The organism is Sphingomonas sp. BL-S-05 (genome assembly GCF_055521695.1).
Window position 1 is genome coordinate 1,355,112 of sequence record NZ_CM145499.1, and the last position, 24,055, is coordinate 1,379,166.

At 66.1% G+C, this 24,055-nt stretch carries 25 protein-coding genes; 16 read left to right on the forward strand and 9 right to left on the reverse strand.

Annotated features, from left to right (window positions below):
- Positions 1–37 precede the first annotated feature (37 nt).
- From ACZ1JS_RS06145 to purU, 3 genes are read left to right on the forward strand one after another with little or no spacing between them, the layout of a single operon-like run.
- The gene (locus tag ACZ1JS_RS06145; protein WP_465168174.1) at positions 38–1,852 is read left to right on the forward strand and encodes a copper resistance system multicopper oxidase; all 1,815 of its coding nucleotides are present in this window, start codon (positions 38–40) and stop codon (positions 1,850–1,852) included.
- The gene (locus ACZ1JS_RS06150; RefSeq protein WP_465168175.1) at positions 1,849–2,757 is read left to right on the forward strand and encodes a copper resistance protein B; all 909 of its coding nucleotides are present in this window, start codon (positions 1,849–1,851) and stop codon (positions 2,755–2,757) included. Before ACZ1JS_RS06145 ends, ACZ1JS_RS06150 begins: the two co-directional genes overlap by 4 nt.
- 48 nt (positions 2,758–2,805) lie before the next feature.
- Positions 2,806–3,687, forward strand: coding sequence for a formyltetrahydrofolate deformylase (purU, locus tag ACZ1JS_RS06155; protein ID WP_465168176.1), 882 nt, complete (start codon positions 2,806–2,808; stop codon positions 3,685–3,687).
- Positions 3,688–3,893: 206 nt separating this feature from the next.
- Here purU and ACZ1JS_RS06160 read toward each other — a convergent pair whose 3' ends face one another.
- From ACZ1JS_RS06160 to ACZ1JS_RS06170, 3 genes are read right to left on the reverse strand one after another with little or no spacing between them, the layout of a single operon-like run.
- The gene (locus ACZ1JS_RS06160; RefSeq protein WP_465168177.1) at positions 3,894–4,664 is read right to left on the reverse strand and encodes an SDR family NAD(P)-dependent oxidoreductase; all 771 of its coding nucleotides are present in this window, start codon (positions 4,662–4,664) and stop codon (positions 3,894–3,896) included.
- Positions 4,664–5,866: a zinc-dependent alcohol dehydrogenase gene (locus ACZ1JS_RS06165; protein ID WP_465168178.1), complete on the reverse strand. Its 1,203-nt coding sequence runs from the start codon at positions 5,864–5,866 to the stop codon at positions 4,664–4,666. The genes ACZ1JS_RS06160 and ACZ1JS_RS06165 overlap by 1 nt, the downstream gene beginning before the upstream one ends.
- A 13-nt stretch (positions 5,867–5,879) precedes the next feature.
- Complete coding sequence (locus tag ACZ1JS_RS06170) at positions 5,880–6,452, reverse strand: SRPBCC family protein (protein WP_465168179.1); 573 nt, start codon at positions 6,450–6,452, stop codon at positions 5,880–5,882.
- A gap of 190 nt (positions 6,453–6,642) precedes the next feature.
- Here ACZ1JS_RS06170 and cysS point away from each other — a divergent pair, with 190 nt between their 5' ends.
- The 6 genes from cysS (at position 6,643) to ACZ1JS_RS06200 (ending at position 13,767) form a co-directional block, all read left to right on the forward strand.
- Positions 6,643–8,082: a cysteine--tRNA ligase gene (cysS, locus tag ACZ1JS_RS06175; protein ID WP_465168180.1), complete on the forward strand. Its 1,440-nt coding sequence runs from the start codon at positions 6,643–6,645 to the stop codon at positions 8,080–8,082.
- Positions 8,083–8,153: 71 nt separating this feature from the next.
- Positions 8,154–8,594, forward strand: coding sequence for a TM2 domain-containing protein (locus ACZ1JS_RS06180; RefSeq protein WP_465168181.1), 441 nt, complete (start codon positions 8,154–8,156; stop codon positions 8,592–8,594).
- A gap of 98 nt (positions 8,595–8,692) precedes the next feature.
- Positions 8,693–10,066, forward strand: a complete 1,374-nt coding sequence (locus ACZ1JS_RS06185; RefSeq protein WP_465168182.1) for a class II 3-deoxy-7-phosphoheptulonate synthase — start codon at positions 8,693–8,695, stop codon at positions 10,064–10,066.
- 289 nt (positions 10,067–10,355) lie between these two features.
- Positions 10,356–11,384, forward strand: a complete 1,029-nt coding sequence (locus ACZ1JS_RS06190) for a ferritin-like domain-containing protein (protein WP_465168183.1) — start codon at positions 10,356–10,358, stop codon at positions 11,382–11,384.
- A 20-nt stretch (positions 11,385–11,404) separates the two neighbouring features.
- A complete protein-coding gene (locus ACZ1JS_RS06195) occupies positions 11,405–12,406 on the forward strand; it encodes a ferritin-like domain-containing protein (RefSeq protein WP_465168184.1) in 1,002 nt (333 codons plus the stop codon).
- A gap of 26 nt (positions 12,407–12,432) precedes the next feature.
- Positions 12,433–13,767: an Nramp family divalent metal transporter gene (locus ACZ1JS_RS06200; protein WP_465168185.1), complete on the forward strand. Its 1,335-nt coding sequence runs from the start codon at positions 12,433–12,435 to the stop codon at positions 13,765–13,767.
- A 7-nt stretch (positions 13,768–13,774) separates the two neighbouring features.
- Here the strand turns inward: ACZ1JS_RS06200 and ACZ1JS_RS06205 are convergent, their stop codons facing one another.
- Positions 13,775–14,170, reverse strand: a complete 396-nt coding sequence (locus tag ACZ1JS_RS06205) for a hypothetical protein (protein WP_465168186.1) — start codon at positions 14,168–14,170, stop codon at positions 13,775–13,777.
- A 306-nt stretch (positions 14,171–14,476) separates the two neighbouring features.
- Between ACZ1JS_RS06205 and ACZ1JS_RS06210 the strand changes: the two genes are divergently transcribed.
- Positions 14,477–15,421, forward strand: a complete 945-nt coding sequence (locus ACZ1JS_RS06210; RefSeq protein ID WP_465168187.1) for an NAD(P)H-dependent flavin oxidoreductase — start codon at positions 14,477–14,479, stop codon at positions 15,419–15,421.
- On the opposite strand, the gene ACZ1JS_RS06215 is transcribed toward ACZ1JS_RS06210, so the two are convergent.
- Complete coding sequence (locus ACZ1JS_RS06215) at positions 15,416–15,874, reverse strand: DUF1465 family protein (RefSeq protein WP_465168188.1); 459 nt, start codon at positions 15,872–15,874, stop codon at positions 15,416–15,418. The genes ACZ1JS_RS06210 and ACZ1JS_RS06215 overlap by 6 nt on opposite strands.
- An 82-nt stretch (positions 15,875–15,956) precedes the next feature.
- Positions 15,957–16,154, reverse strand: a complete 198-nt coding sequence (locus tag ACZ1JS_RS06220) for a YdcH family protein (protein WP_345875700.1) — start codon at positions 16,152–16,154, stop codon at positions 15,957–15,959.
- Between the two features lie 150 nt (positions 16,155–16,304).
- On the opposite strand from ACZ1JS_RS06220, the gene ACZ1JS_RS06225 reads away from it, so the two are divergent.
- Entirely contained in the window at positions 16,305–16,460 is a 156-nt protein-coding gene (locus ACZ1JS_RS06225) for a YdcH family protein (protein WP_242115403.1), read from the forward strand.
- Positions 16,461–16,505: 45 nt separating this feature from the next.
- Here the strand turns inward: ACZ1JS_RS06225 and dksA are convergent, their stop codons facing one another.
- The 3 genes from dksA to ACZ1JS_RS06240 form a co-directional block, all read right to left on the reverse strand.
- A complete protein-coding gene (gene dksA, locus ACZ1JS_RS06230) occupies positions 16,506–16,964 on the reverse strand; it encodes an RNA polymerase-binding protein DksA (RefSeq protein ID WP_242115402.1) in 459 nt (152 codons plus the stop codon).
- A 210-nt stretch (positions 16,965–17,174) separates the two neighbouring features.
- Entirely contained in the window at positions 17,175–18,122 is a 948-nt protein-coding gene (locus ACZ1JS_RS06235) for a hypothetical protein (RefSeq protein WP_465168189.1), read from the reverse strand.
- A gap of 212 nt (positions 18,123–18,334) precedes the next feature.
- On the reverse strand, positions 18,335–18,787 hold the full coding sequence (locus tag ACZ1JS_RS06240) for a host attachment family protein (protein WP_242115400.1): 453 nt from the start codon (positions 18,785–18,787) through the stop codon (positions 18,335–18,337).
- Between the two features lie 95 nt (positions 18,788–18,882).
- On the opposite strand from ACZ1JS_RS06240, the gene serS reads away from it, so the two are divergent.
- The 5 genes from serS (at position 18,883) to rimO (ending at position 24,025) form a co-directional block, all read left to right on the forward strand.
- A complete protein-coding gene (serS, locus tag ACZ1JS_RS06245) occupies positions 18,883–20,160 on the forward strand; it encodes a serine--tRNA ligase (RefSeq protein ID WP_465168190.1) in 1,278 nt (425 codons plus the stop codon).
- 20 nt (positions 20,161–20,180) lie between these two features.
- Positions 20,181–21,251, forward strand: coding sequence for a peptidoglycan DD-metalloendopeptidase family protein (locus tag ACZ1JS_RS06250; RefSeq protein WP_465168191.1), 1,071 nt, complete (start codon positions 20,181–20,183; stop codon positions 21,249–21,251).
- A complete protein-coding gene (locus ACZ1JS_RS06255) occupies positions 21,248–22,258 on the forward strand; it encodes a potassium channel family protein (RefSeq protein WP_465168192.1) in 1,011 nt (336 codons plus the stop codon). The genes ACZ1JS_RS06250 and ACZ1JS_RS06255 overlap by 4 nt, the downstream gene beginning before the upstream one ends.
- A complete protein-coding gene (locus ACZ1JS_RS06260; protein ID WP_056451668.1) occupies positions 22,258–22,602 on the forward strand; it encodes a DMT family protein in 345 nt (114 codons plus the stop codon). Before ACZ1JS_RS06255 ends, ACZ1JS_RS06260 begins: the two co-directional genes overlap by 1 nt.
- Before the next feature lie 91 nt (positions 22,603–22,693).
- Complete coding sequence (gene rimO / locus ACZ1JS_RS06265; protein WP_465168193.1) at positions 22,694–24,025, forward strand: 30S ribosomal protein S12 methylthiotransferase RimO; 1,332 nt, start codon at positions 22,694–22,696, stop codon at positions 24,023–24,025.
- Positions 24,026–24,055 lie beyond the last annotated feature (30 nt).

Here is a 24,055-nt window from a genome sequence, read left to right on the forward strand (position 1 = left end):
GCGATGCGCTGCGTATGACCGGACGGATGACAAGGATATGTGCATGACGACGATCGATCGCCGCCGGTTGCTTCAGGGCGCGGCGCTGGGGGGCGTGGCGCTCGGCGCGTGGACCCCGATCTCTGCGCGACAGGCGACGAACGGTCCGGTGGTGTCGGGCGAGCTGATCGAGTTGCGCATCGGCCGGATCAACCGCATGGTCGACGGCCGGCCGTCGCGCAGCATCGGCATCAACGGCATGTCGCCCGCCCCGCTCATCCGCCTGCGCGAAGGACAGCGCGCGCGCATCCGCGTCGTCAACGACCTCGACGTCGAAACCTCGCTGCACTGGCACGGGCTGCTGGTGCCGTTCCAATATGACGGCGTACCCGGCATCTCCTTTCCCGGCATTCCGGCGGGGCAGAGCTTTCTCTACGATTTCCCCGTGCGGCAGAACGGCACCTATTGGTATCACAGCCATTCGGGCGGGCAGGAGCAGGAGGGGCTGTACGGCCCGATCGTGATCGATCCCGCCGTGCCGGACCCCGTCGCGTTCGATCGGGAACATGTGATCGTCCTGTCCGATCACAGCCGCTCCAGTCCCGCGACGATCTTCCGCAAGATGAAGCTGCAGCCGGGCTATTATAATTTCCAGCGGCAGACGCTGGTCGGCCTGTTGTCCGGTCGCGACCAGAAGGCGAAGGACCGCGCCGAATGGGGCAAGATGCGGATGGACCCCGCCGACATCGCCGACGCGACGGGCGCGACCTACACATATCTGGTGAACGGGCATGGCCCGGTCGACAACTGGACCGGCGCGTTCACGCCGGGCGAACGGGTGCGGCTGCGGATCGTCAATGCGTCGGCGATGACGACGTTCAACGTGCGTATCCCCGGACTGCCGCTGACGATCGTACAAGCCGACGGGCTGAACGTAGAGCCGGTAACGGTCGACGAGTTCCAGATCGGGGTCGCCGAAACCTATGACGCGATCGTCACCCCTGCCGACACCGCCTATACGCTGGTCGGCGAGAGCGTCGACCGGTCGGGCATGGCACGTGCGACGCTGTCACCGCGCCCCGGCCTGATAGCCCCAGTCCCGCCGCTTCGCCCGCGTCCGCTGGCGACGATGACCGACATGGGCATGGGTGGCATGGGCCATGAAAGCCAACCCGGCGGCCCCGATCCGACCGCCGAACAGAATGGATCGCGCAAGCTCGCCACGACCGCAGCTACCCCGCCGCAACCGACGATGGATCACGCGGCGATGGGCCATGGCGATGCGATGGGCGGCATGGAGGGCATGGGCGAGATGCAGCACGGCATGCGCGACTTCGCCAACGCGCCCGGCGTCGCGAGGACGCCCGGCGTCCAGACCATTTCCCCGATGGCCGCCGATCGCACCGACTATCCCGGTCAAGGGCTGGAGAATGTCGGTCACCGCGTGCTGACCTATCGCCAGCTACGCGCGCTCGACCGCAACCCCGATGTCCGCGCACCGGGACGACAGATCGACATTCACCTGACCGGCAACATGGAACGCTTCATGTGGGGCTTCGACGGGAAGCGGATGGTCGATACCCACGAACCCTTCGCCTTTGCCGAAGGGGAGCGGGTGCGTATCAACCTGATCAACGACACGATGATGGCGCATCCGATCCATCTGCACGGCCATTTCTTCGAACTGGTCACCGGGCATGGCGACCATAGCCCCCGCAAGCACACCGTGCTGGTGCAGCCGGGCGGCATCGTCAGCCTCGACCTGACCGCCGATGCCGTCGGCGACTGGGCGTTCCACTGCCACATGCTCTACCATATGCTGTCGGGGATGATGCGCGTCGTCTCGGTCCGTCCGCAGGGAGGCGCCGCATGACCCGCACCCTCGCCACGCTGCTCGCGCTGTCGATTGCCGCGCCCGCCGTCGCGCAGGACCATAGCCATATGGACCATACGCAAATGGGCCATGCACCGCCGGCGCAGTCCGCCGCCCCGGCCGCGTCCGCACCCGCCGCCGCCCCGGAACCGGCCGAGCCGACCGGCACCGACCAGTCGCCCGGCAGCGCCCCGCCGCCACCGGTCCCGATGCCGCATTATGCCGACCGTGTCTGGGGCGGCGACGTCATGGCCCGGTCGCGCGACGCGATGATGGCGGAGGAAGGCGGCGGCCAGCGCTTTGCCCAGCTCCTGCTCGACCGTGTCGAGTGGAAGGACGGCGGCTATGCGTGGGAAGGCGAAGGCTGGATTGGCGGCGACATCCACCGCCTCGTCGTCAAGAGCGAGGGCGAAGGCGGCGACCGCGTCGAGGCCGCCGAGGTCCAGGCACTCTATTCGCGGGCGATCGACCCCTACTTCAACCTGCAGGCCGGCATCCGACAGGATATCCGCCCGACCCCGGCGCGGACCTATCTGACGGTCGGCGTCGAGGGCCTCGCCCCCTATTGGTTCGAACTCAACGCCGCCGCCTTCCTGTCGACCGGGGGCGAATTGCTCGGCCGGATCGAGGGCTATTACGACCAGCGCATCACCCAGCGCCTGATCCTGCAACCGCGCGCCGAGCTGAACCTGTCGGCACAGGATATCCGCGAGACCGGCACGGGATCGGGGCTGACCAATGCCGAAATGGGCCTGCGGCTACGCTATGAGATCGCGCGCGAATTCGCACCCTATGTCGGCGTCAACTGGGAACGGCGTTTCGGGGATACGCGCCGCTTCGGCCGGGCGGCGGGCGAGGATAGCGGCGGCATCGGTCTGGTCGCGGGTATTCGCGCATGGTTCTAAACGCGCGCGCTTGCCGCTAAGGCCGCCCCGTCAACAGGGGAAAAGTCGATGCCGATTACCGATGCCGCCGGGTCGCCCGCTTATGTGCTGACGCTGTCCTGCGCCGATCGCGTCGGGATCGTCGCGGCGGTCAGCGGGCATCTGGCGCGGATCGACGGCTTCATCCTCGACAGCCAGCAATATGCCGATCTGGAGGCCGGGCGCTTCTTCATGCGCGTCGAGTTCGCCGGCGCCGGTCCCGCCTTCCCCATCGATGACAACAGCTTGCAAGCGGGTTTCGCCCCGATCGGCGACGCCTTCGCCCTCGACTGGTCGATCGCGCCGCGCGCCGAACGGATGCGGGTGCTGATCGCGGTGTCGAAGGGCAGCCATTGCCTCAACGACCTGCTCCACCGGTGGAAGACCGGCGACCTGCCCGTCGAAATCGTCGGCGTCGTGTCCAACCACCAATCGTTGCGCGCGCTGACCGAATGGCATGGCGTGCCGTTCCACTATCTGCCGATCGTCGATGGCGACCGGTTGGGGCAGGAAGCCGCGATGCTGCGCGTCTTCGAACAATCCGATGCGGAATTGCTGGTGCTCGCGCGCTACATGCAGGTGCTCGGCAACGACCTGTCGCAACGGCTGGCCGGGCGCTGCATCAACATCCACCACAGCTTCCTGCCAAGCTTCAAGGGCGCCCGCCCCTATGCCCGCGCCCATGATCGCGGCGTCAAGCTGATCGGCGCGACCGCCCACTACGTCACCGGCGATCTCGACGAAGGCCCCATCATCGAACAGGCGGTCGAACGCGTCGACCACCGCGACACCGAAGCCGACCTGATCCGTATCGGCCGCGATATCGAGGCACAAGTCCTCGCCCGCGCCGTCCGCTGGGCAGCGGAACGGCGGGTGTTCCTAAACGGGCACCGGACGGTGGTGTTTCGCTGACCTGCTCCCCTTCCGTCGAAGGAAACACCCGCGAAAGTCCGCGTGCCCTGGCGGGTACTTGCCGTACCCCCGCGCAGGCGGGGGTCCAGAGCCAAGCAAAGCAAAGACTTATGACTGCAACTCTGGGCCCCGCCTACGCGGGGGTACGGAAAAAGGGTCGACGGTAGCGATCCTCGAAGAGGCTGCCCCGAGGGAAGGGGCCAGCCTCACTCCCCTTCCGGCTTCGCCATATTGGTATGCATCTTCGCCAGCACGCTGTCGGGCGTGACATGGCTTATCGCCGCCTGCAGCTTGTTCTTCGCGCCCGACACGACATGCGCGGAGCCAGCCATCACCGCGTCCCAGCCATTGCGCGCGGTCTTCGCCGGATCCTCCTTCGAATCATCCTTGCCGACCGGCGTATCCAGCATGCCGGCGCGTTCGAAGAACGGGGTGTCGGTCGGCCCCGGCATCAGGACGGTGATCATGACGCCACTGTCCTTCAGCTCCTCGCGCAGCGCATAGGCGAAGCTGTCGAGATACGCCTTGGTCGCGTTGTACACCGCCTGGTAGCTGCCGGGGATCAGTCCGGCGATCGATCCGGTAATGAGAATGCGCCCCTCACCCCGTGCCGCCATGTCGCGCGCGACCTTCTGCAACAGGTACGTCGTGCCGGTGACGTTGGTGTCGATCACCCGCCGCCACGCCGACACCTCCTGTTCGATGAACGCATGCCCCAGCCCACGCCCGGCATTGGCGATCAGCAGGTCGATCGGCCGCCCGGCAACCTCGTCGAGCAACCGGTCATTGCCCTCGAAGGTCGCCAGATCGGCTTCGACTGCGCGGACCGCACCTGCGCCGAAGTCGTTCGCCGCCACCGCGATCTGCGGCTCGTCGGCGACGACGATCAGGTCATAGCCTTCCGCTCCCGCAATCTTCGCCAGTTCATAGCCGATCCCGGTCGACGCCCCGGTAATCACCGCCAGCTTGTTCGCCATCACGCTTCTCCCGTCGCGGCGGCCTTCGCCCAATCGGGCTTCAGCACGACCTTGGTACAGACATTCTGTTCATCGTGGAATTTCTTGTAACCCTTGGGCGCATCCTCCAGCGCCATCCGGTCGGAAATCAGGAAGGTCGTATCGATCTTGTCCTCCATGATCGCCGCCAACAGCCCGGGCAGGTAGCGCTGGACATGGGTCTGTCCGGTCTTGAGCGTCAGCCCCTTCTCCATCAGCGCACCGAACGGGAATTTGTCGATCATTCCGCCATAGACGCCGGGCACCGACACGCGGCCGCCCTTGCGACATGCCACGATCGCCTGCCGCAGCGCATGCGGCCGGTCGGTGCCGAGAAAGGTCGATGCCTTGATCTGATCGACGATATTGTCGACGAACAGCCCATGGCTTTCGAGGCCGACGCTGTCGATCACCGCATCGGGGCCGATCCCGCCGGTCATCGTCATCAGCGCGTTATAGGTGTCGGTTTCCTCGAAATTCAGCACCTCCGCGCCCAGTCCCTTCGCCAGCGCCAGCCGGTGCGGGAAATGGTCGATCGCGATCACCCGGTGTGCGCCCATCAGCAACGCCGACTGGATCGCGAACAGCCCGACCGGGCCACAGCCCCAGACGGCGACGATATCGCCTTCCTCGATATCGGCGTTCTCCGCCGCCATCCATCCGGTCGGCAGAATGTCCGACAGGAACAGCACCTTGTCGTCATCGATCCCGTCGGGAATGACGATCGGCCCGACATCACTGAACGGCACGCGAACATATTCGGCCTGACCGCCGGGATAGCCGCCGGTCATATGGCTGTACCCGAACAGCCCGGGGGCGACCTGCCCCCATAATTCCTGTGCGATGTCCTGATTGTCGGCGGGGTTGCCATTGTCGCACCCCGAATATTGCTGCTTCGAACAATGATAGCAGCTGCCACAGGCGATGACGAAGGGCACGACGACGCGCTGCCCCTTCTGCAACGTCGATTTGGGGCCGGTCTCCACGACTTCGCCCATGAATTCATGGCCGAGGATATCGCCCGCCTGCATCGTCGGGATATAGCCGTCATAGAGATGCAGGTCGGACCCGCAGATCGCGGTCGACGTGATCTTGATGATCGCATCGCGCGGGTTGATGATCTCGGGATCGGGAACGCTATCGACGCGGACGTCGTGCTTGCCGTGCCAGGTAAGTGCGCGCATCGCCGGCTCCTTCTTAAGACTTGGGTTCGCGGTTGGGCGGCGTGGTCGTTGCGATCTCGCCGGTTTCCATCAGTTGCTTGAAGCGGCGCAGGTCGCGCCGCGCCTGGATCGCCGGCTCCTGCTGCGTCACCTTCGCGACCAGCTTGCCGAGGATTCCGGCGGGCGGGGAATAGGCGATCATCGCGGTCACCACCGTGCCGCGCCCCGGTGCCGCTTCGTGGAACGATACCCAGCCGCTGTTCGGCACGTCGCTATTCTCGGCGCGCCAGCCGATGCGTTCGCCATCGACATCTTCGGTGACGATCGCGTCCCATTCATAGCTGCCGTTCGGGCCGCTGACGCGCCAGTGCGAGCGCTCCCGATCGCGCACCTCGATAGCCTCGACATTCAGCATGAAGGTCGCCAGGTTTCCGAAATCGCGCCAATAGGCGTAGAGTTCGTGGGCCGGCCGGTTGATCGTCACCGCGACGCCCGATACCGATGATTCGCCGTTCGGGGCGGCCTCGCCGCGTTCACTGCTGTCCTTCGACGTAAAGGCTGGCGCGTCGTCGCGCGTGATGTCGCCGGGGTGTCCGCTTTCGGCCATGGCCATGCTCTCCCGTCCGCCGAACCAAGGGGTTCGGCCGATTGATCCATATTAAGATATTGATCGAATGGTGTTTTTCGATCACGCCAACCCTAACCGCCGTCGTCGCGGCCTGTTCCGGTGGCCGCACGCTTTTGCCGGTAAACGGTACGGATTTGCAGACGGGTCGCGCCGCGCTATGCGCTCGACCATGCACGGTGCCCCGCTCACGCTTCACAATTCGCTGACCCGCAACCTTCAGCGTTTCGAACCGCTCGACCCGGCCAAGGGGGTCCGCGTCTATTCCTGCGGCCCGACCGTCTACAACTACGCGCATATCGGCAATCTGCGCGCCTATGTCTTCACCGATACCTTGAGCCGCGTGCTGCGGTGGAAGGGCTATACGCTGACCCACGTCATCAACATCACCGATGTCGGTCATCTCACTTCCGACGCCGATGCCGGCGACGACAAGATGGAGGCGGCGGCAAAGGCGCGCGCCCAGTCGATCTGGGATATCGCCGCCCATTATACCGCGGCGTTCAAGGGCAATCTGCGCGACCTCAACATCGACGACCCGACCCGCTGGTCGGTCGCGACCGATCACATCGCCGAAATGATCGCCTTTGCGGAGAAGATCGCCCCCGACCATTGCTATGAACTCGACAGCGGCCTCTATTTCGACAGCAGCTCCGTGCCGAACTATGGTGCGCTGGCCGGCGGACAGGATGATGCCGGCGAAGGCCGTATCGACCCGGTCGCGGGCAAGCGCCATCCGCAGGACTTCGCCATCTGGCGCAAGACCCCGCCGGGCGAGACGCGGCAGATGGAATGGGACTCGCCCTGGGGAAAGGGCGCGCCGGGTTGGCATCTCGAATGCTCGGTGATGAGCCTGAAATATCTGGGCGCCCCGTTCGACATCCATACCGGCGGCATCGACCACCGCGAGATCCACCATCCGAACGAGATCGCGCAGAATCAGGCCTATTGCGGGTGCGCCGACAGCGGTGCCGCCTTCTGGATGCACAACAACTTCCTCGTCGAGCGTTCGGGCAAGATGTCGAAGTCGAAGGGGGTGTTCACCACGCTCCAGACGCTCATCGACGGCGGCGTGCATCCGCTCGCCTACCGGCTGATGTGCCTGTCGGCCCAGTATCGCTCCGAACTGGAATTTTCGGCCGAGAACCTGATCGCGGCGCTGACCCGGCTGAAGCGGCTGGCGATGACCGTCGTCGCCCTGCGTGCCCGTGCGTCGGGCGAGGGTGACGCGGGCAAGGCGGCGACCTACCGCGAACGCCTTGATGCGGCGGTGTCCGACGACCTGAACACACCGCGCGCGCTGCCGGTGCTCGACGAACTGCTGGCCGACAAGAAGCTGACGCCCGCCGACCGCCTCGCCGCGCTCGCCGATTTCGACGCGGTGCTGGGCCTCGGCCTCGCCACGATCGAACGCGCCGACCTGCGCGTTCGCCCCGCCAATGCGACGATCAATGCGGCAGCGATCGAAACCCGTCTGGCCGATCGCAAGGAAGCGCGCGCCGCCAAGGATTTCGCCGCGAGCGATGCGATCCGCGACGAACTGACCGCCGCCGGTGTCGAGGTCATGGACGGCGATCCGCTCGGCTGGGACTGGCGCCCTACGCTGGGATAGGTGACGCTAACCCCTTGCTCCCGGCCCGCCTTCCCCGTCATACCCTTCCCCGCGAATCATCGGGGGACGATATGCGGGGACAGGTACTGGGCGTCGATCGGGATGGACGCGAGGGGCGGATCGCCGGCGACGACGGCCAGCGTTACTGGTTCCAGCCCGACGACTGGAGCGACCGTATCGGCCCGTCGGTCGGAGCGCAGGTCGATTTCGAGGTATCGAACGGTCGCGCGTTGCGCATCTACCACGTCCCCGGCACCGTTGCCCCCCGCCCCGCCAACGACGACCGCCGCCCGCGCGGGCGCAAGGACAAGATCGCCGCCGTGCTGTTCGCCTTCTTTCTCGGCACGCTCGGCATCCATCGTTTCTATCTCGGCAAGACCGGATCGGGCATCGTCATGCTGCTGCTGACCTGCACCGTTATCGGCCTGCTGGTGACCGGCATCTGGGCGCTGATCGACGCGATCCGCTACCTCGTCATGGACAATGACGAATTCCATCACCGCTACGGCTGATCGAAGCAGTCGATCGGAACGACCAACCTTTCCTTCATTGCGCCACGAGCCGGTTTCGCGCATGGGAATTGCCCGAACCGACTGGATGGAATTCTCCCATGGCCGCCAACTGGGCCCCCGATAGCTGGACCACCGCCGAAGCGCGCCAGCTCCCCACCTATCCCGATCGCGCCGCGCTCGACGCGACCACGGCACAGCTTGCCAGCTATCCGCCGCTGGTCTTCGCCGGCGAAGCCCGCAGCCTGACCGCCGAACTGGCCGAAGTGGCCGAGGGGCGCGCGTTCCTGCTCCAGGGCGGCGATTGCGCGGAAAGCTTTGCCGAGTTCCATCCCAACTATATCCGCGACACCTTCCGCGTCATCCTGCAGATGGCGGTGGTGCTGACCTTCGCGTCGAAGCTGCCGACGGTGAAGGTCGGTCGCATGGCCGGGCAATTCGCCAAACCGCGCTCGGCCGATACCGAAACCGTGGATGGCGTCGAACTGCCCAGCTATCGCGGCGACAATATCAACGACATCGCCTTCACCGCCGAAGGCCGCATCCCCGATCCGCAGCGGATGATCCGCGCCTATTCGCAGGCGGCGGCGACGCTCAACCTGCTGCGCGCCTTCGCGACGGGCGGCTATGCGAACCTGCATCAGGTCCATCGCTGGACGCACGACTTCATGGGCCGCAGCCCCTGGGCCAAGAAATATGCCGACGTCGCCGACCGCATCGGCGAGGCGCTCGACTTCATGGCCGCCTGCGGCATCGACGCCGACAGCGTACCGCAGTTGAAGGCGACCAGCTTCTACACCAGCCACGAAGCATTGCTGCTCCCCTATGAGCAGGCGCTGACCCGGCAAGATTCGCTGACCGGCGACTGGTACGACACCTCGGCGCATTTCCTGTGGATCGGCGATCGCACCCGCTTCGACGGATCGGCGCATGTCGAATTCCTGCGCGGCATCGGCAACCCGATCGGCATCAAGTGCGGCCCGACGCTCGAGCCGGACGCGCTGCTGCGCATGCTCGACACGCTGAACCCGAACCGTATCGCGGGGCGGATGACCCTGATTACCCGCTACGGCCATGACAAGATCGAAGCGGGCCTGCCCAAGCTGATCCGTGCCGTCCAGCGCGAAGGCCATCCGGTAGTGTGGTCGTGCGACCCCATGCACGGCAACACCGTCAAGGCGACCACCGGCTACAAGACGCGGCCGTTCGACCGCATCCTCGCCGAAGTGCGCGGCTTCTTCGCCGTCCACCGGGCGGAGGGCAGCCATGCCGGCGGCATCCATGCGGAAATGACCGGGCAGAACGTCACCGAATGCACCGGCGGCGCGATCGCGGTCACCGAACAGAGCCTTGCCGATCGCTACCACACCCATTGCGACCCGCGCCTCAACGCGGGGCAGAGCCTCGAACTGGCATTCCTGCTGGCCGAGATGCTCAACGAGGAAATGGCCGAACGCCGCGCCGTCGCGGCGTAAGGCTGGCTTTCCCAATACCGTACCCCCGCGCAGGCGGGGGTCCAGGGCCCAGGGCGCGACCGCTGCTTTCCTCGGCTCTGGACCCCCGCCTGCGCGGGGGTACGCACATCCGGAAGCCGAACACGAAGTCTCCTCTACGCAACAACCACCCCCTAGCCTCTTGCCCTCACACGCAATACAGCACACCGACATCGGGCACGCGCGCTACCACGGCGCGTACGTCAGACGACTGGCCCGGGTCGTTCCGCCATGCGCGGGGCGGGGCCGAACGCGTTAAGGGAACCGGTAGATGACCGACGAGACACAGATGGTTGAGGCGCTGGACGCACGGGCGCGTCGGCGCGAAGAACGCCGCGACTTTTTCCGCGCCTTCGGTGCGGCAGCGGCGATCGGCGGCGGTCTCGCGCTCACCTCGTGCGGCGACGGCAATTCCTCGCCGACTCCGACCCCTACCGGCACCGGCACCGCGACCCCCACGCCGACCCCGACCCCCACCGCATCGGGCACCACCGGGACGTCCGACGTCGACGTGCTGAACTTCGCGCTCAACCTCGAATATCTCGAAGCGCAATTCTATGCCTTCGCCGCCAACGGCACCGGCCTCGCCGCAGCGCTGCTGACCGGCCCCAGCGGCACCACCCCCGGCGCGGTGACCGGCGGGCGCAAGGCGACGCTCAACGATCCGGTCGTCGCCAACTTCGCCCGCGAAATCGCGCAGGACGAGGTCGCGCACGTCGAATTCATCCGCAATGCGCTGGGCAGTTCGGCCATCGCCATGCCCGCGCTCGACATCAGCGCCACCGCGACCAGTGCCTTTTCGGTCGCTGCCCGCGCCGCCGGCCTGATTGGTGCCAACGACACCTTCGATCCGTACGCGAACGACGACAACTTCCTCCTCGCCGCCTATCTGTTCGAGGATATCGGCGTCACCGCCTATCGCGGCGCGCTGCCCGGCATCGCCAACACGCTGATCCGACAGGCGGCGGCCGGCATCCTTGCCGCCGAAGCCTATCATGCCTCGATGATCCGCTCGGCACTCTATGTCCGCGGCCTGTCGACCCCGTCGCTGATCGACGCGACCGAATCGATCTCGGCCGCGCGCGACAGCCTCGATGGCGGCAGCGATCTCGATCAGGGCGTCCGCCCGATCGGCGACCAGTCGAACATCACCCCGTTCGATCCGAATACCGGCTTACCCTATGGCCGCACCACCGGACAGGTGCTCAACATCGCCTATCTGAACCGCAATTCCGTCGCCACGGGCGGGTTCTTCCCCGCCGGCGTCAACGGCAACATCAAGACCAGCGCGGCGAACTGAGCCTTTCGGGAGCGAGACACATGACCAACGAATCGATGCTGCCCGTGCTGGACAAGAATGACAGCCGCCGCGACTTCCTGCGCGCTGCCGGTGGCGTGTCCGCCGCCGTCGCCGGGGCCGGACTGCTCGCCGCCTGCGGTGGCAACAACGCCAACCCCGCCCCCACGCCGACGCCGACCCCCACGCCGACCGCATCGGGCACGCCGACCCCCGTGCCTAGCCCGGCAACCGACGCCGACATCCTCAACTTCACGTTGAACTTCGCCTATCTCCAGGCGCAATATTACAGCTATGCCACGACCGGTGCGGGCCTCGACGCCAGCCTGTTGGGCGGCAGCGGCACCCCCGGCGCCGCGACCGGCGCGCGCCAGCGCACGTTCGAGGACGCGACGATCGGACGCTATGCCCGCGAACTCGCCGCCGACACGCGTGCCCACGTCGCCTATCTGCGCGGCGTGATCGGTTCGACGGTGATCGCGCAGCCCGCCATCGACCTCGGCGTCACCGCCACCAGCGCCTTTTCGACCCTTGCCCGTACCGCGGCGCTCATCACCACTGCATCGGCGACGTTCGATGTCTATGACAGCGACGACCGCTTCCTGCTCGGCGCGTTCGTGTTCGAGGATGTCGTCGTCACCGCATGGCGCGGGATCATCGCCTCGCTGGCGGGGGCCGCGTTCCTCGATGCTGCCGCGGGGATGCAGGGGGCCAAGGCCTATCATGCCGGCCTGATCCGCCAGGCGCTCTATCGGCGCGGCATCGCCACCCCGACGCTGATCGACGCGACCGAGGCATTGTCGACCGCGCGCGACAATTTCGACGGCGCGGCCGATATCGATCAGGGCGTGCGGCCGGCCAACAACGCATCGAACATCGTGCCGACCGACGGCAGCGGCATCACCTATGCCCGCGCGCCCGCGCAGGTTCTGAACGTCGCGTACCAGACGCGCAGTTCGGTTGCGCTCGGCGGGTTCTTTCCGGCAGGTGTCAACGGGTTGCTGAAGACCAGCGCCGCGATCTGACCTTTCTCCGGGGATAGCGACCGACCATGGTACCACCACCGTCTGCCGCCGACCTGTCCCCGGACCGTCGCCCGAGCCTTCCCGGATCGTTCCGCACCGTGCCCGTTCCGGCCGGTGCGGGACAGTTCTGGCGCAAGCTCGGCGCCTTTGCCGGACCCGGCTATATGGTCGCGGTCGGCTATATGGATCCCGGCAACTGGGCGACCGACATCGCCGGCGGATCGGCGTTCGGCTATACGCTGTTGTCGGTCATCCTGTTGTCGAACGTCATGGCGATGGTGCTGCAATCGCTGTCGGCAAAGCTCGGCATCGTCACCGGCCTTGATCTCGCGCAGGCGTGCCGCGAATATTATCCCGCGCCGGTCCGGTGGGTGCTGTGGGGCCTGTGCGAACTGGCGATCATCGCCTGCGATCTGGCGGAGGTGATCGGCACCGCCATCGCGCTGCAATTGCTGTTCGGCATCCCGCTGGTCTGGGGCGTGTGCATCACCGCCGTCGACGTCATGCTGATCCTGCTGCTCCAGCAATATGGCTTCCGCAAGCTCGAAGCGTTCATCGTCGCGCTGCTGATCGTGATCGCCGGCTGTTTCGCGGTCGAGCTGTTCCTCGCGCAACCCTCGATCGCCGCGATCGCAAGCGGCCTGATCCCGCGGGCGGAGATCGTCACCAACCCGGCGATGCTCTACATCGCGATCGGCATCCTCGGCGCGACCGTCATGCCGCACAACCTCTATCTCCACAGTTCGATCGTGCAGACGCGCAGCTTCGACCGGTCGCCCGAGGGTCGGCGCGAGGCGGTCAAGCTTGCCACGATCGACAGTTCGATCGCGCTGATGCTCGCGCTGTTCATCAACGGATCGATCCTGATCCTTGCCGCCGCCACCTTCCACACCGCCGGACGCACCGACGTGGCGGAGATACAGGACGCCTATCAGTTGCTGACGCCGATGCTCGGTGCGGGGGCCGCCAGCATCCTCTTCGCCGTCGCCCTGCTGGCATCGGGGCAGAATTCGACGATCACCGGCACCCTCGCCGGACAGATCGTGATGGAGGGGTTCCTCAACATCCGCCTGCCGTCTTGGCTGCGACGGATCGTCACGCGCCTGATCGCGATCGTGCCCGCCGTAGTCGTCGCCGGCCTCTATGGCGAAAGCGGCACCGCGCAGTTGCTGATCGCCAGCCAGGTGGTGCTCAGTCTCCAGCTACCCTTCGCCGTCTATCCGTTGGTCCGCTTCACCGGCGACCGCGGCAAGATGGGCGACTTCGCCAACCGCCCGATCCTCGCCATTTCCGCATGGACGATCTGCGCGGCGGTGATCGTGCTGAACTCGGTGCTGCTGTATCAGGTGGTGACGGGCTGACCCGCGCTTAGGCCTCCACCCCCGCCGCCCGCACGAACTTGCCCGACACCCGCCCGCGCACCGCACAGGCATCGCCGCCCTCGAAGCACAGCAGCAGCAGCGCATCGTCACCGACCCGGTACCAATGCTCGTCGCCCTTCGCCGCGCCCAGCCCCAGATCGGTCAGCTTGGTCAACCGATACGCCGGGGCGACACACGCCGTCGGCACCTGCGCGACCCGCTTCGACGCGATATAGTCGCAGCCGGCGGGTGCCTCGAACGCTGCCGCCACCACGGGCTGGCTCGGATAGCGATGCATCTCCAGCACGCCCTTCGCCGCCACCCCGAACGCCAGCAGCAGCAACAGCGCCGCCGCACCGATCTCGAACAGTACCAGACTCCGCTTGCGCGCGACTTCGACCATCGATCCTTCCCCTCTCTGTACCCGCCAACGGTAGGACAGGAGGGTTAAGAAGGCGTTGGTCATCCCCGCTGGCCGAACTTTCCTACAGCATCGGCGGATGCGACAAAGGCCATGTTCTTTGACAGTGCCGTTCCGATCTGCATCCAATGTAGCATTCGGTGTCAACTTCGACGCCGACGATGCAGCCTAACCAATTACAATTGCTATCTTTGTCGTAAACAAATCCCGCCCCACGACACCAAATGCGTGTCAACTTCGCCAACTTCCGCCACTGGACAGCCATTACGGTTGCGCTATGAAACTCATATGGCGCTCCCTCCCCTGTTCGACACGCTCGCCCTCCCCGTGATCGGCTCGCCGCTCTTCATCATCTCCGGCCCCGACCTCGTGATCGCCCAGTGCAAGGCGGGGATCGTCGGTTCCTTCCCGGCGCTCAACGCCCGCCCGCAGGCGCAACTCGACGAATGGTTGCACCGCATTACCGAGGAACTGGCCGCACACGACCGCGCCCATCCCGACCGCCCCGCCGCCCCCTTCGCGGTGAATCAGATCGTCCATCGCTCGAACGACCGGCTCGAGGCCGACCTGACCACCTGCGCCAAATGGAAGGTGCCGATCGTCATCACCTCGCTCGGCGCGCGTGAGGATCTGAACACCGCCGTCCATGGCTGGGGCGGCATCACCCTTCACGACGTCATCGACGACCGTTTCGCGCACAAGGCGGTCGAGAAAGGCGCCGACGGTCTGATCCTCGTCTGCACCGGCGCGGGCGGCCATGCCGGCCGGCTGAACCCCTTCGCCTTCACCCAGGAAGTCCGCCAATGGTTCGACGGCCCGCTGGCCCTGTCCGGCGCGATCGCCAATGGCGGCGCGGTGCTGGCCGCACAGGCGGCGGGGGCTGATCTCGCCTATGTCGGCTCGCCCTTCATCGCCACGATGGAAGCCAATGCCGTGCCTGCCTATAAACAGGCGGTGGTCGATGGCCGCGCCGACGATATCGTCTACAGCAATCTCTTCACCGGCGTGCATGGCAATTATCTGCGCGCCTCGATCGTCGCTGCCGGGCTCGATCCCGACGCCCTGCCGCAAAGCGACAGTTCGGCAATGAATTTTGGTTCGGGTGCAAAGGCCTGGAAGGATATCTGGGGCGCCGGCCAGGGCATTGGCGCGGTCGATGCGGTCGTCCCCGCCGCCGATCGCATCGCGCGTATGGCCGCCGAATATCGGGCCGCCCGCGCCCGCCTGCTATAGCCGCGTCGCCAGCCGCTCGAACATCGCCCGCGCGGGACTCGCCGCCGGGGGAGCGCTGCGCGACCGCTCGATCCGCTCGGCGCGGCGGTACAAATCCATGCTCGCCCGGATCAGGGCCTGCGTTCCCGCCGGCATCGTCGCCAGCGCGTCATCCTCGGTTTCCGGCCCGGCAGGGAGTGCGCGCATCGGATCGTCGCCCATCTCCACCGTCATCTCGCCCGCATCGATCGCCTTCTGGGTCAGCAGCCATGCGATGACGTGCATCAGTCGGGTGGTGATCTTCAGCGATTCGCAGGACAGCACGACTCGCGCCATCGGGTCGAGCATCGCCCGTTCGGCCAGCCCGCCCTGATCGAAATAGGCGCGCGCCTCGTCGGCCAGCACCATTGCCTCGACATACATCGAATCGATCAGTCGGCGATGCACCATCGCGCCGTTTGCGGGTACGTCCATCGCCGCAGAATGCCACGCCCCCGCGACTCGCGAAAGGGGCGCCTGATCGTGCCTCTGTGTCGACCGTCCCCGAACGCGACGATCAGGCGATGATGTCAGGGATCAGTTGGTCCTCGATCGCCGCCATTTCGTCGCGGAGGCGCAATTTCCGACGCTTCAGCCGGGCGAGTTGCAACTGGTCGAGGTGAGTCGCCGATGCCAGCGCCGCGATCGCGTCGTCGAGGTCGCGGTGCTCGATCCGCAACAGGCCCAGCCGCTGTTCAAGGTCCGATTCGTCCATCGCCCGCCATTGTCTCCTGCCGCTCGGGCGCTGGCAACGGTCCGTCAGCGATTTTGCCACGTCATGTCGAAAATCCCATCCGACATGGCGACATTCGCCCGGTCCTGTGTTTTACTCAGTCCCCCAACAGCCAAGCAGGAGGATGCAACGATGCAGTCTGCCCACCTCACCGCACTCGAAGCGAAACATGCGACGCTCGACCGACAGATTGCGGTCGAAACCCAGCGGCCATCGCCGGACCAGTCGCTGTTGTCGTCGCTCAAGAAACGCAAGCTGCTGGTGAAGCAGGAGATCGCGTCGCTGTGACGCACCGCGCGGGGCCGACCACCGGCCCCGCGCTTCGCATTCGCGCTATTCCTCGCGCGAGACCTTTTCCTGCCGTTCGTGGCGGCTCTGCGCCTCGACAGTCATCGTTGCGATCGGGCGCGCTTCCAGCCGGCCCAGCGCGATCGGTTCGCCGGTCACTTCGCAATAGCCATATTCGCCATCATCGATTCGGCGCAGCGCCGCCTCGATCTTGGAGATCAGCTTGCGCTGCCGGTCGCGGGTGCGCAACTCGATCGACCAGTCGGTCTCGCTCGACGCGCGATCGGTCAGATCCGCCTCGCGCAACGATTCATTCTGCAGATGCGCCAGCGTATCCTGCGACTCGCGCAGGATCGCATCCTTCCATGCCAGCAGCTTGGCCCGGAAATAGGCCTGTTGCCGCGGGTTCATGAACGGCTCGTCCGCATGGGGCCGATATCCGTCGTCGTTTGCCGGCGGCGGTATGTCGAGAGGTTGTGTCGTGTCGCTCAAAACCGTGGCCATCCCCAATCTCCGCCCCGGAGCTTCCCCCCGACCAAATCGGCAGGGCGCCCCCTCTCATTAGTCCGCGCGCCTATATCGGGCGGAGGGCGGCACCACAAGCGTTCAGGACCAACCGACGAAATGCCCGTTGTTCACAGGGTTAACCGGATAGGTTTCCTTCTGGGCCTACGTCCCTTTACGGTACGTTAACCATCATCCCCCGCTGGCATGTCATCGCGTTCCGAAATAAGGCTGAAATTTGAACCAGCGACGGTTGTGTTTTACGCTTTGTTTTGCCTTGGTGGCGCAAGTCGATCCGATCACCGCGGTGATCGTTGATTCTAATGGAAGATGGTTTGGCATGTCGGTGAAGATGGCCCTGGCGAAACTGTGCGCATGTGCCTGCGGTGGCGCGGTCATCGGCGGCGGTGCGGTACATGTCGCGGAATCGACCCAGAACCGGGAAATCACCAAACGCGCGATCACCAAGCGCGCCATCACCAAACGTGCCGCTCCGCGCCCGGCCCCGCGTCGAGTCGTCACCCGCGTTGTTACGCGCACCACGAATGTCTGCCCGCCGACGGTGGTCACCGTCGCCAGCCAGGCAGCGCCGGTTCCCCTGCCCCCCGCCTTCACCGGTGCGGAAATGCCGCCCATGACCGGCGGTGGCGGTTTCGGCGGCGGCCCCTTGCTGGTCGGTGGCACCGGCGGCGGCGGGATCGGTGGCGGTTTCTTTGCCGGCGGCTTCTTCGGCGGCGGTGGTTCGGGCGGCGGTTCGAGCGGGATCGTCGTGTCCTCGACGTCGAGCACCAGCGGCGGGTCGACCTCGACCTCTTCGGGTGGCTCGGGCGGGTCCTCCTCGTCGACCTCGTCCGGCGCGACCTCGTCCTCGACCTCCTCGGGGGGATCGTCGACCAGTACCGGCGGCGTATCGAGCACCAGCAGCACCTCGTCCGCCTCGGGCGGCAGCAGCGGGAACGTCTCGTCGTCGTCTAGCGGGAACGTGTCCTCTTCCTCGAGCGGTAACGTCTCATCGTCCGCTTCGTCCAGCGGCGACGTGTCGTCATCGACCTCGTCGTCGTCGAGCGGCAATGTTTCGACCAGCACTTCTTCCGCATCGTCTGGATCGACCAGCACCTCGACCTCTACCTCCTCCTCGTCTAACGGTTCGTCGAGCAAGGGGTGGAGTTCGAATGGCGGATGGAGTTCGAACGGCAGCTCGCACGGCAAACCGCCGCCCGGACCCGACGGTCCGACGCCGGTGCCGGCACCGCCGATGCTGCTGCTGTTCGGCGGTGCGGCCGCGGCGCTGGTCGTGCGCAAGCGCTTCGGCCGCAAGACCGCCGACGCCGCATAGGGGACCGTGCGCCAGCGCGTGGCCCCCGCGCCGGTCAGGCGGCCGAAATCAGCTTCTCGATCTGATCGACCGGGTGGCCGGTCAAGTCCTTGTCGAGTTCGCCGGTCAGACGGTCGCTGACCGTCTTGTGATAATGTTTGCGCATCTCACCCAGCGTCTTGGGCGGCGCGACGACGATCAGCGCTTCGAACTCGTTGGCCAGCGCGCGCTTGCGCAGCAGTTCGGCGGCATCGGCGGCGAAGCGATCTTCGGCCTGCTGGTGATAATCGGTTTCGCCCATGCTGCCGCCGCCCTGCGCGAAATTACCGCCGCGGATCGACTGCGCCTGGCCGGCGGCATCGGTCTTCTGATGACGATCGGCAGGATTGGCCTGCATCGCCTGATCCTCGACGATCAGGTTGGGCGCATTCGCATCGCCCTCGTTGCGAAAGAACAGCATTTTGCGGCCATCGGCGACCAGTACGCAGGCGTCATGGGGTATCCGCATTCCATCTCTCCTCGGGTTTCGCTGCCCGTCCAACGCACCGGCAGCGGCGGCGGTTGCGGCTTGCATGGCTGCGGATCGCTCGCCATAGCCCGGCCATGCACGATATCCGCCTGATCCGCGACGATCCCGCCGCCTTCGATGCCGCCCTTGCCCGCCGTGGACTCGAGCCGCGATCGGCGGCGCTGGTTGATCTCGACGAACGCCGCCGGGCGCTGCTGACCGAAGTGCAGGTCGCACAGGCGCGCCGCAACGAAGCGTCGAAGGCGATCGGCGCGGCAAAGGCGAGCCGCGACGAAGCCACCGCGCAGGCGCTGATGGCGGAAGTCGCCGCGCTGAAGGAACGGATGCCGGCGATCGAAGCGGAGGAAGCGACGCTCGGCGAGGAACTGAACGCCAGCCTCGCCGCGATCCCCAATTTGCCGCTCGCCGATGTGCCGCAGGGCGCCGACGAGGACGACAATGTCGTCGAGAAGACGGTCGGCGATCCGACCGCCTTCGGATTCGAACCGCGCGAACATGACGCGATCGGCCCGGCCATCGGCCTGGATTTCGAGACCGGCGCCAAGCTGTCGGGTGCCCGCTTCACACTGGTGCGCGGGGCTGCCGCGAAGCTGCACCGCGCGCTCGGCCAGTTCATGCTCGACACGCTGACCGGCATCCATGGCTATGAAGAAGTCGTGCCGCCGGTGCTGGTGCGCGGCGACGCATTGTTCGGGACCGGCCAGTTGCCCAAATTCGCCGAGGACCTGTTCCGCACCACCGACGATCGCTGGCTGATTCCGACCGCCGAGGTATCGCTGACCAATATCGTCGCCGGACAAATCCTCGCCGAGCGCGAATTGCCGCTTCGCTTCACCGCGCTCACCATGTGCTTCCGCTCGGAAGCCGGCGCTGCGGGGCGCGACACGCGCGGCTTCATCCGCCAGCATCAGTTCGAGAAAGCGGAGATGGTGTCGATCACTACTCCCGATCAGTCCGATGCCGAGCATGAGCGGATGACGCAGGCGGCCGAGGACATCCTCAACCGCCTCGCTTTGCCGTTCCGCCGGATGAAGCTGTGTACCGGCGACATGGGCTTTTCGGCGGCGCGGACCTATGACCTCGAAGTCTGGCTGCCGGGTCAGGGCCGTTATCGTGAGATTTCGAGCTGTTCGACCTGCAGCGATTTCCAGGCACGGCGGATGAACGCGCGCTACCGCCCGGAGGGGGAGAAGGCGACACGCTTCGTCCATACGCTGAACGGATCCGGTCTCGCCGTGGGCCGCACGCTGGTAGCGGTGTTGGAAAACTATCAGCAGGCCGACGGCTCGGTCGTCGTGCCCGAGGCGCTGCGCCGCTATATCGGACAGGATGTGCTGACACCGGCGGATTGAGCGACGAACGGGGGGCGGCGATGCGGTTCGCGAAACGGAGCACGGTAGCAGCGGCGCTGATGATCGGCGCGACCGGATGCATTCCCTCCAACCCGGGCCGTATTTTGCCCGCGCAGCAAACCCTCCCCACCGTCGCCCCCGGCACGCCAGCCGCCACCGAACCGCAAGGCGAAGGCGTCACCGCGCTGCCCTCGCCGCCGCCCGCATGGGAAGCGAAGCGGGTCGAGCCCAACGCCCGCAGCGTCGCAGCCAGCAGCTACGTCGTCCGCCCCGGCGATACGCTGCGCGGCATCGCGAACACGACCGGGGCCGGAACCGAAGCGATCGCGCGTGCCAACAATCTGCCGCCGCCGTTCCTGATCCGCTCGGGGCAGCGGCTGACCATCCCCGGCGGTCGCTATCACATGGTCGGACGGGGCGAGAGCGGCATCGCCATCGCCCGCGCCTATGGCGTCGACTGGTCGCGCATCGCCACCGCCAACGCCTTGACCGAGCCGTTCATCCTGCGGGCCGGACAACGTATCCTGATCCCGGGGGATGCGGCACCACGCTCCGCCGCCGAACGCGCCGCCGCGTTCCAGCTCGACATCGACGACATTCTGACCGGTGGCGAACCGGCGATCGAGCCGAACGCCCGCCCCGCCCCCGCCGTCACCTCGCCACGCCGGGTGCTGCCCTCGACCGCAGCAGTCGCACCGCCCAGTGCCAACCCCGGCACGCTGATCTGGCCGGTCGACGGCCGCGTGTTCAAACGCTTCGGCGCTGGCGACAGCGGCGAACGCAACAACGGCATCAAGATCGCGGTCCCGCTCGACACGCCGATCGCCGCGGCCGCCGCCGGCACCGTCGCCTATGTCGGGACCGGCGTGCCCGGCCTTGGCGGCGTGGTCATCATCCGCCACGGCAGTGGCCTGACGACCGTCTACGGCCATGCCAGCCAGTTGCTGGTCCAGCGTGGACAGGCAGTGAAGAAGGGGCAGAAGATCGCGCTGTCGGGCGACACCGGCTATGCCGAGCGCCCGGCGGTCCATTTCGAAATCCGGTCGGGCCGGACCCCCGTCGATCCATTGTCACGGCTGCCGCGCCAGTGACGCCGCCCGCCCGCCGCGCGATCCTGCGGCAATCGTCGCCGCTGCCGGTCTGGGCGTCGATCCTGTGGCGGGTGGTCGCGGTCCTCACGCTGGTCGGCATCGCCGTCGCGGTCCACTGGTTCGATCGCGAAGGCCTGCGCGACAATTATGACGGACGGGTGAGTTTCGCCGACGTCATCTACTTCACCATGATCTCGATCACCACGACCGGCTATGGCGATATCGCACCCGTCACCGAACGCGCGCGACTATTCGATGCGTTGATCGTTACGCCGATCCGGGTGTTCGTCGTGCTGCTGTTCATCGGCACGACCTATCAATTCGTCCTTCGGCGCAGTTGGGAGCGTTGGCGCATGGCGCTGTTGCAAGACAAGCTGACCGGACACATCGTCGTGGCCGGTTTCGGCAAGACCGGTTCCGAAGCGGTCGACGAACTGATCGCGCGTGGCGAGGACCCGCGCCGGATCGTCGTCATCGAACCGGTGCAGGCACATCTCGACGCGGCGCAGAAGCTCGGTTGCATCGTGCTTCAGGCGGATGCGACCCGCGACGCCACGCTGAACGATGTCTGCATCGCCCGCGCCCGCGCGCTGATCGTCGCCACCGGTCGCGACGATACGTCGGTGCTGGTGACGCTCACCGCCCGCCATCTTGCCCCGGACCTGACGATCAGCGTGATCGTGAAGGCGGAGGATAACGAATTTCCCGCGCGTGCCGCCGGGGCGACGACGGTTATCAACCCGGTCAGCTTCGCCGGACTGCTGCTCGCTGGATCGTGCCGGGGACCGCATATCGCCGACTATATGCTCGACCTGGCTTCAATCGACGGGTCGGTCGCGCTGTCCGAACGGCCGGTCGCCCCGCACGAGGTCGGTCAGCCGTTGTCCGCGATCACCACCGGCCTCGGCCTGCGCATCTATCGGCAGGGCGGCAAGATCCGGTTCGACAGTCCCGAAGCCCGCAACCTGCAACCCGGCGACACGATCGTCGAAGTGGTGACCCGATAATGCCCGACGCTGCCCGTATCTGGCCGATCGTTCTGCTAATCGCCTCCAACATCTTCATGACCTTCGCATGGTACGGCCATCTGAAGCACAAGGGCGCGCCCCTGTTCTTCGTTATCGTCGTCAGCTGGGGTATCGCCTTTTTCGAATATTGCCTCGCCGTCCCCGCGAACCGGATCGGGTCGCAGGTCTATTCGGCCGCGCAGCTCAAGGGGATGCAGGAGGTCATCACCCTGACCATCTTCGCTATCTTCTCGGTCGCCTATCTGGGGCAGAAGATCACGGTCAACCACATGATCGGTTTCGCATTGATCGCGGGTGGCGCCTTCTTCCTGTTCCGCCAATGATCTGACCCGGCACCCGTTCGCGTGAGCGGAGCGAGGGGCGTTCCGCTGCCCCTATCATTTTTCGCCGAAATCGCTATGTGACGCGGCGATCATGGCAACTCGTCTTCCCTCGCCCCCCCGTGTCGGGATGGTTTCGCTCGGCTGTCCCAAGAACCTCGTCGACAGCGAACGCATCCTGACCAAGCTGCGCAGCGACGGTTATCAGATGTCGCCCGACTATGCCGGGGCGGACGTGGTGCTGGTCAACACCTGCGGTTTCCTCGATTCCGCCAAGGAAGAGTCGCTCGAAGCGATCGGCGAGGCGATCGCGGAGAATGGCCGCGTCATCGTCACCGGCTGCATGGGACAGGAGGCGGAGACGATCCGCGCCCGCTTCCCGCAGGTGCTGGCCGTCACCGGCGCACATCAATATGAACAGGTCGTCGACGCGGTCCACGAAGCCGCGCCACCAATCCCCTCACCCTTCGTCGATCTGGTCCCCGAAAGCGGGCTGAAGCTGACGCCGCGCCACTACAGCTATTTGAAGATTTCGGAGGGCTGCAACCACCGCTGTTCGTTCTGCATCATCCCGTCAATCCGCGGCGACCTTGTCAGCCGCCGTCCCGATGCGATCCTGCGCGAGGCGGAAAAGCTGGTCGCGGCAGGGACGAAGGAACTGCTGGTCATCAGCCAGGACACCTCCGCCTACGGCATCGACATCCGCCGCGAACCGCGTGCATGGAAGGGGCGCGAGGTCGTGCCGCACATGACCGATCTGGCGCGCGAACTGGGTCGGATCGCGCCATGGGTGCGGCTGCATTATGTCTACCCATATCCGCATGTCGACAGCATCATCCCGCTGATGGGAGAGGGGCTGGTCCTCCCCTATCTCGACATTCCGTTCCAGCATGCCTCGCCCAATGTGCTGAAGGCGATGAAGCGCCCGGCCAACGACGCCAAGGTGCTGGAGCGACTTCGCGGCTGGCGGGAAGTCTGCCCGGATATCGCGATCCGCTCGTCCTTCGTCGTCGGCTTTCCGGGCGAGACCGAGGCAGATTTCCAGTATCTGCTCGACTGGCTCGACGAAGCGCAGCTCGACCGGGTCGGCGCGTTCCGCTTCGAACCCGTCGAGGGTGCCGCCGCCAATGCCCTGCCGGATCCGGTACCCGAAGCGGTCAAGGAAGAACGCTACGCCCGGATCATGGAAAAGACCGCCGCCATCTCCGCTGCCAAGCTTGCCGCGAAGATCGGCCGCACCGTCGACGTCATCATCGACGAGGTCGGTGAGGAAGGCGGCGCGACCGGCCGCAGCACCGCCGACGCGCCGGGCATCGACGGCGAGGTCTTCCTGCGCGACGCCGGGCATTTGGCCCAGGGCGACATTGTGAAGGTCGAGGTCGAGGACGCCGACGAACACGACTTGTATGGCGTTCCGCTAAACTAAAACTCCTCCCCGGCACGGGGAGGGGGACCG

Excerpts from the sequence above, each read along its gene's own strand:
- ACZ1JS_RS06215 (WP_465168188.1), bottom strand. The coding sequence starts at position 15,874 with ATGGACGTACCCGCAAACGGCGCGATGGTGCATCGCCGACTGATCGAT.
- ACZ1JS_RS06170 (WP_465168179.1), bottom strand. The coding sequence starts at position 6,452 with ATGGCCGAAAGCGGACACCCCGGCGACATCACGCGCGACGACGCGCCA.
- ACZ1JS_RS06160 (WP_465168177.1), bottom strand. The coding sequence starts at position 4,664 with ATGGCGAACAAGCTGGCGGTGATTACCGGGGCGTCGACCGGGATCGGC.
- ACZ1JS_RS06200 (WP_465168185.1), top strand. The coding sequence starts at position 12,433 with ATGGTACCACCACCGTCTGCCGCCGACCTGTCCCCGGACCGTCGCCCG.
- rimO (WP_465168193.1), top strand. The coding sequence starts at position 22,694 with ATGGCAACTCGTCTTCCCTCGCCCCCCCGTGTCGGGATGGTTTCGCTC.
- serS (WP_465168190.1), top strand. The coding sequence starts at position 18,883 with ATGCACGATATCCGCCTGATCCGCGACGATCCCGCCGCCTTCGATGCC.
- ACZ1JS_RS06210 (WP_465168187.1), top strand. The coding sequence starts at position 14,477 with ATGGCGCTCCCTCCCCTGTTCGACACGCTCGCCCTCCCCGTGATCGGC.
- dksA (WP_242115402.1), bottom strand. The coding sequence starts at position 16,964 with ATGGCCACGGTTTTGAGCGACACGACACAACCTCTCGACATACCGCCG.
- ACZ1JS_RS06225 (WP_242115403.1), top strand. The coding sequence starts at position 16,305 with ATGCAGTCTGCCCACCTCACCGCACTCGAAGCGAAACATGCGACGCTC.
- ACZ1JS_RS06165 (WP_465168178.1), bottom strand. The coding sequence starts at position 5,866 with ATGCGCGCACTTACCTGGCACGGCAAGCACGACGTCCGCGTCGATAGC.
- ACZ1JS_RS06260 (WP_056451668.1), top strand. The coding sequence starts at position 22,258 with ATGCCCGACGCTGCCCGTATCTGGCCGATCGTTCTGCTAATCGCCTCC.
- ACZ1JS_RS06240 (WP_242115400.1), bottom strand. The coding sequence starts at position 18,787 with ATGCGGATACCCCATGACGCCTGCGTACTGGTCGCCGATGGCCGCAAA.
- ACZ1JS_RS06195 (WP_465168184.1), top strand. The coding sequence starts at position 11,405 with ATGACCAACGAATCGATGCTGCCCGTGCTGGACAAGAATGACAGCCGC.
- ACZ1JS_RS06205 (WP_465168186.1), bottom strand. The coding sequence starts at position 14,170 with ATGGTCGAAGTCGCGCGCAAGCGGAGTCTGGTACTGTTCGAGATCGGT.
- ACZ1JS_RS06190 (WP_465168183.1), top strand. The coding sequence starts at position 10,356 with ATGACCGACGAGACACAGATGGTTGAGGCGCTGGACGCACGGGCGCGT.
- purU (WP_465168176.1), top strand. The coding sequence starts at position 2,806 with ATGCCGATTACCGATGCCGCCGGGTCGCCCGCTTATGTGCTGACGCTG.
- cysS (WP_465168180.1), top strand. The coding sequence starts at position 6,643 with ATGCACGGTGCCCCGCTCACGCTTCACAATTCGCTGACCCGCAACCTT.
- ACZ1JS_RS06180 (WP_465168181.1), top strand. The coding sequence starts at position 8,154 with ATGCGGGGACAGGTACTGGGCGTCGATCGGGATGGACGCGAGGGGCGG.
- ACZ1JS_RS06145 (WP_465168174.1), top strand. The coding sequence starts at position 38 with ATGTGCATGACGACGATCGATCGCCGCCGGTTGCTTCAGGGCGCGGCG.
- ACZ1JS_RS06250 (WP_465168191.1), top strand. The coding sequence starts at position 20,181 with ATGCGGTTCGCGAAACGGAGCACGGTAGCAGCGGCGCTGATGATCGGC.
- ACZ1JS_RS06185 (WP_465168182.1), top strand. The coding sequence starts at position 8,693 with ATGGCCGCCAACTGGGCCCCCGATAGCTGGACCACCGCCGAAGCGCGC.
- ACZ1JS_RS06220 (WP_345875700.1), bottom strand. The coding sequence starts at position 16,154 with ATGGACGAATCGGACCTTGAACAGCGGCTGGGCCTGTTGCGGATCGAG.
- ACZ1JS_RS06150 (WP_465168175.1), top strand. The coding sequence starts at position 1,849 with ATGACCCGCACCCTCGCCACGCTGCTCGCGCTGTCGATTGCCGCGCCC.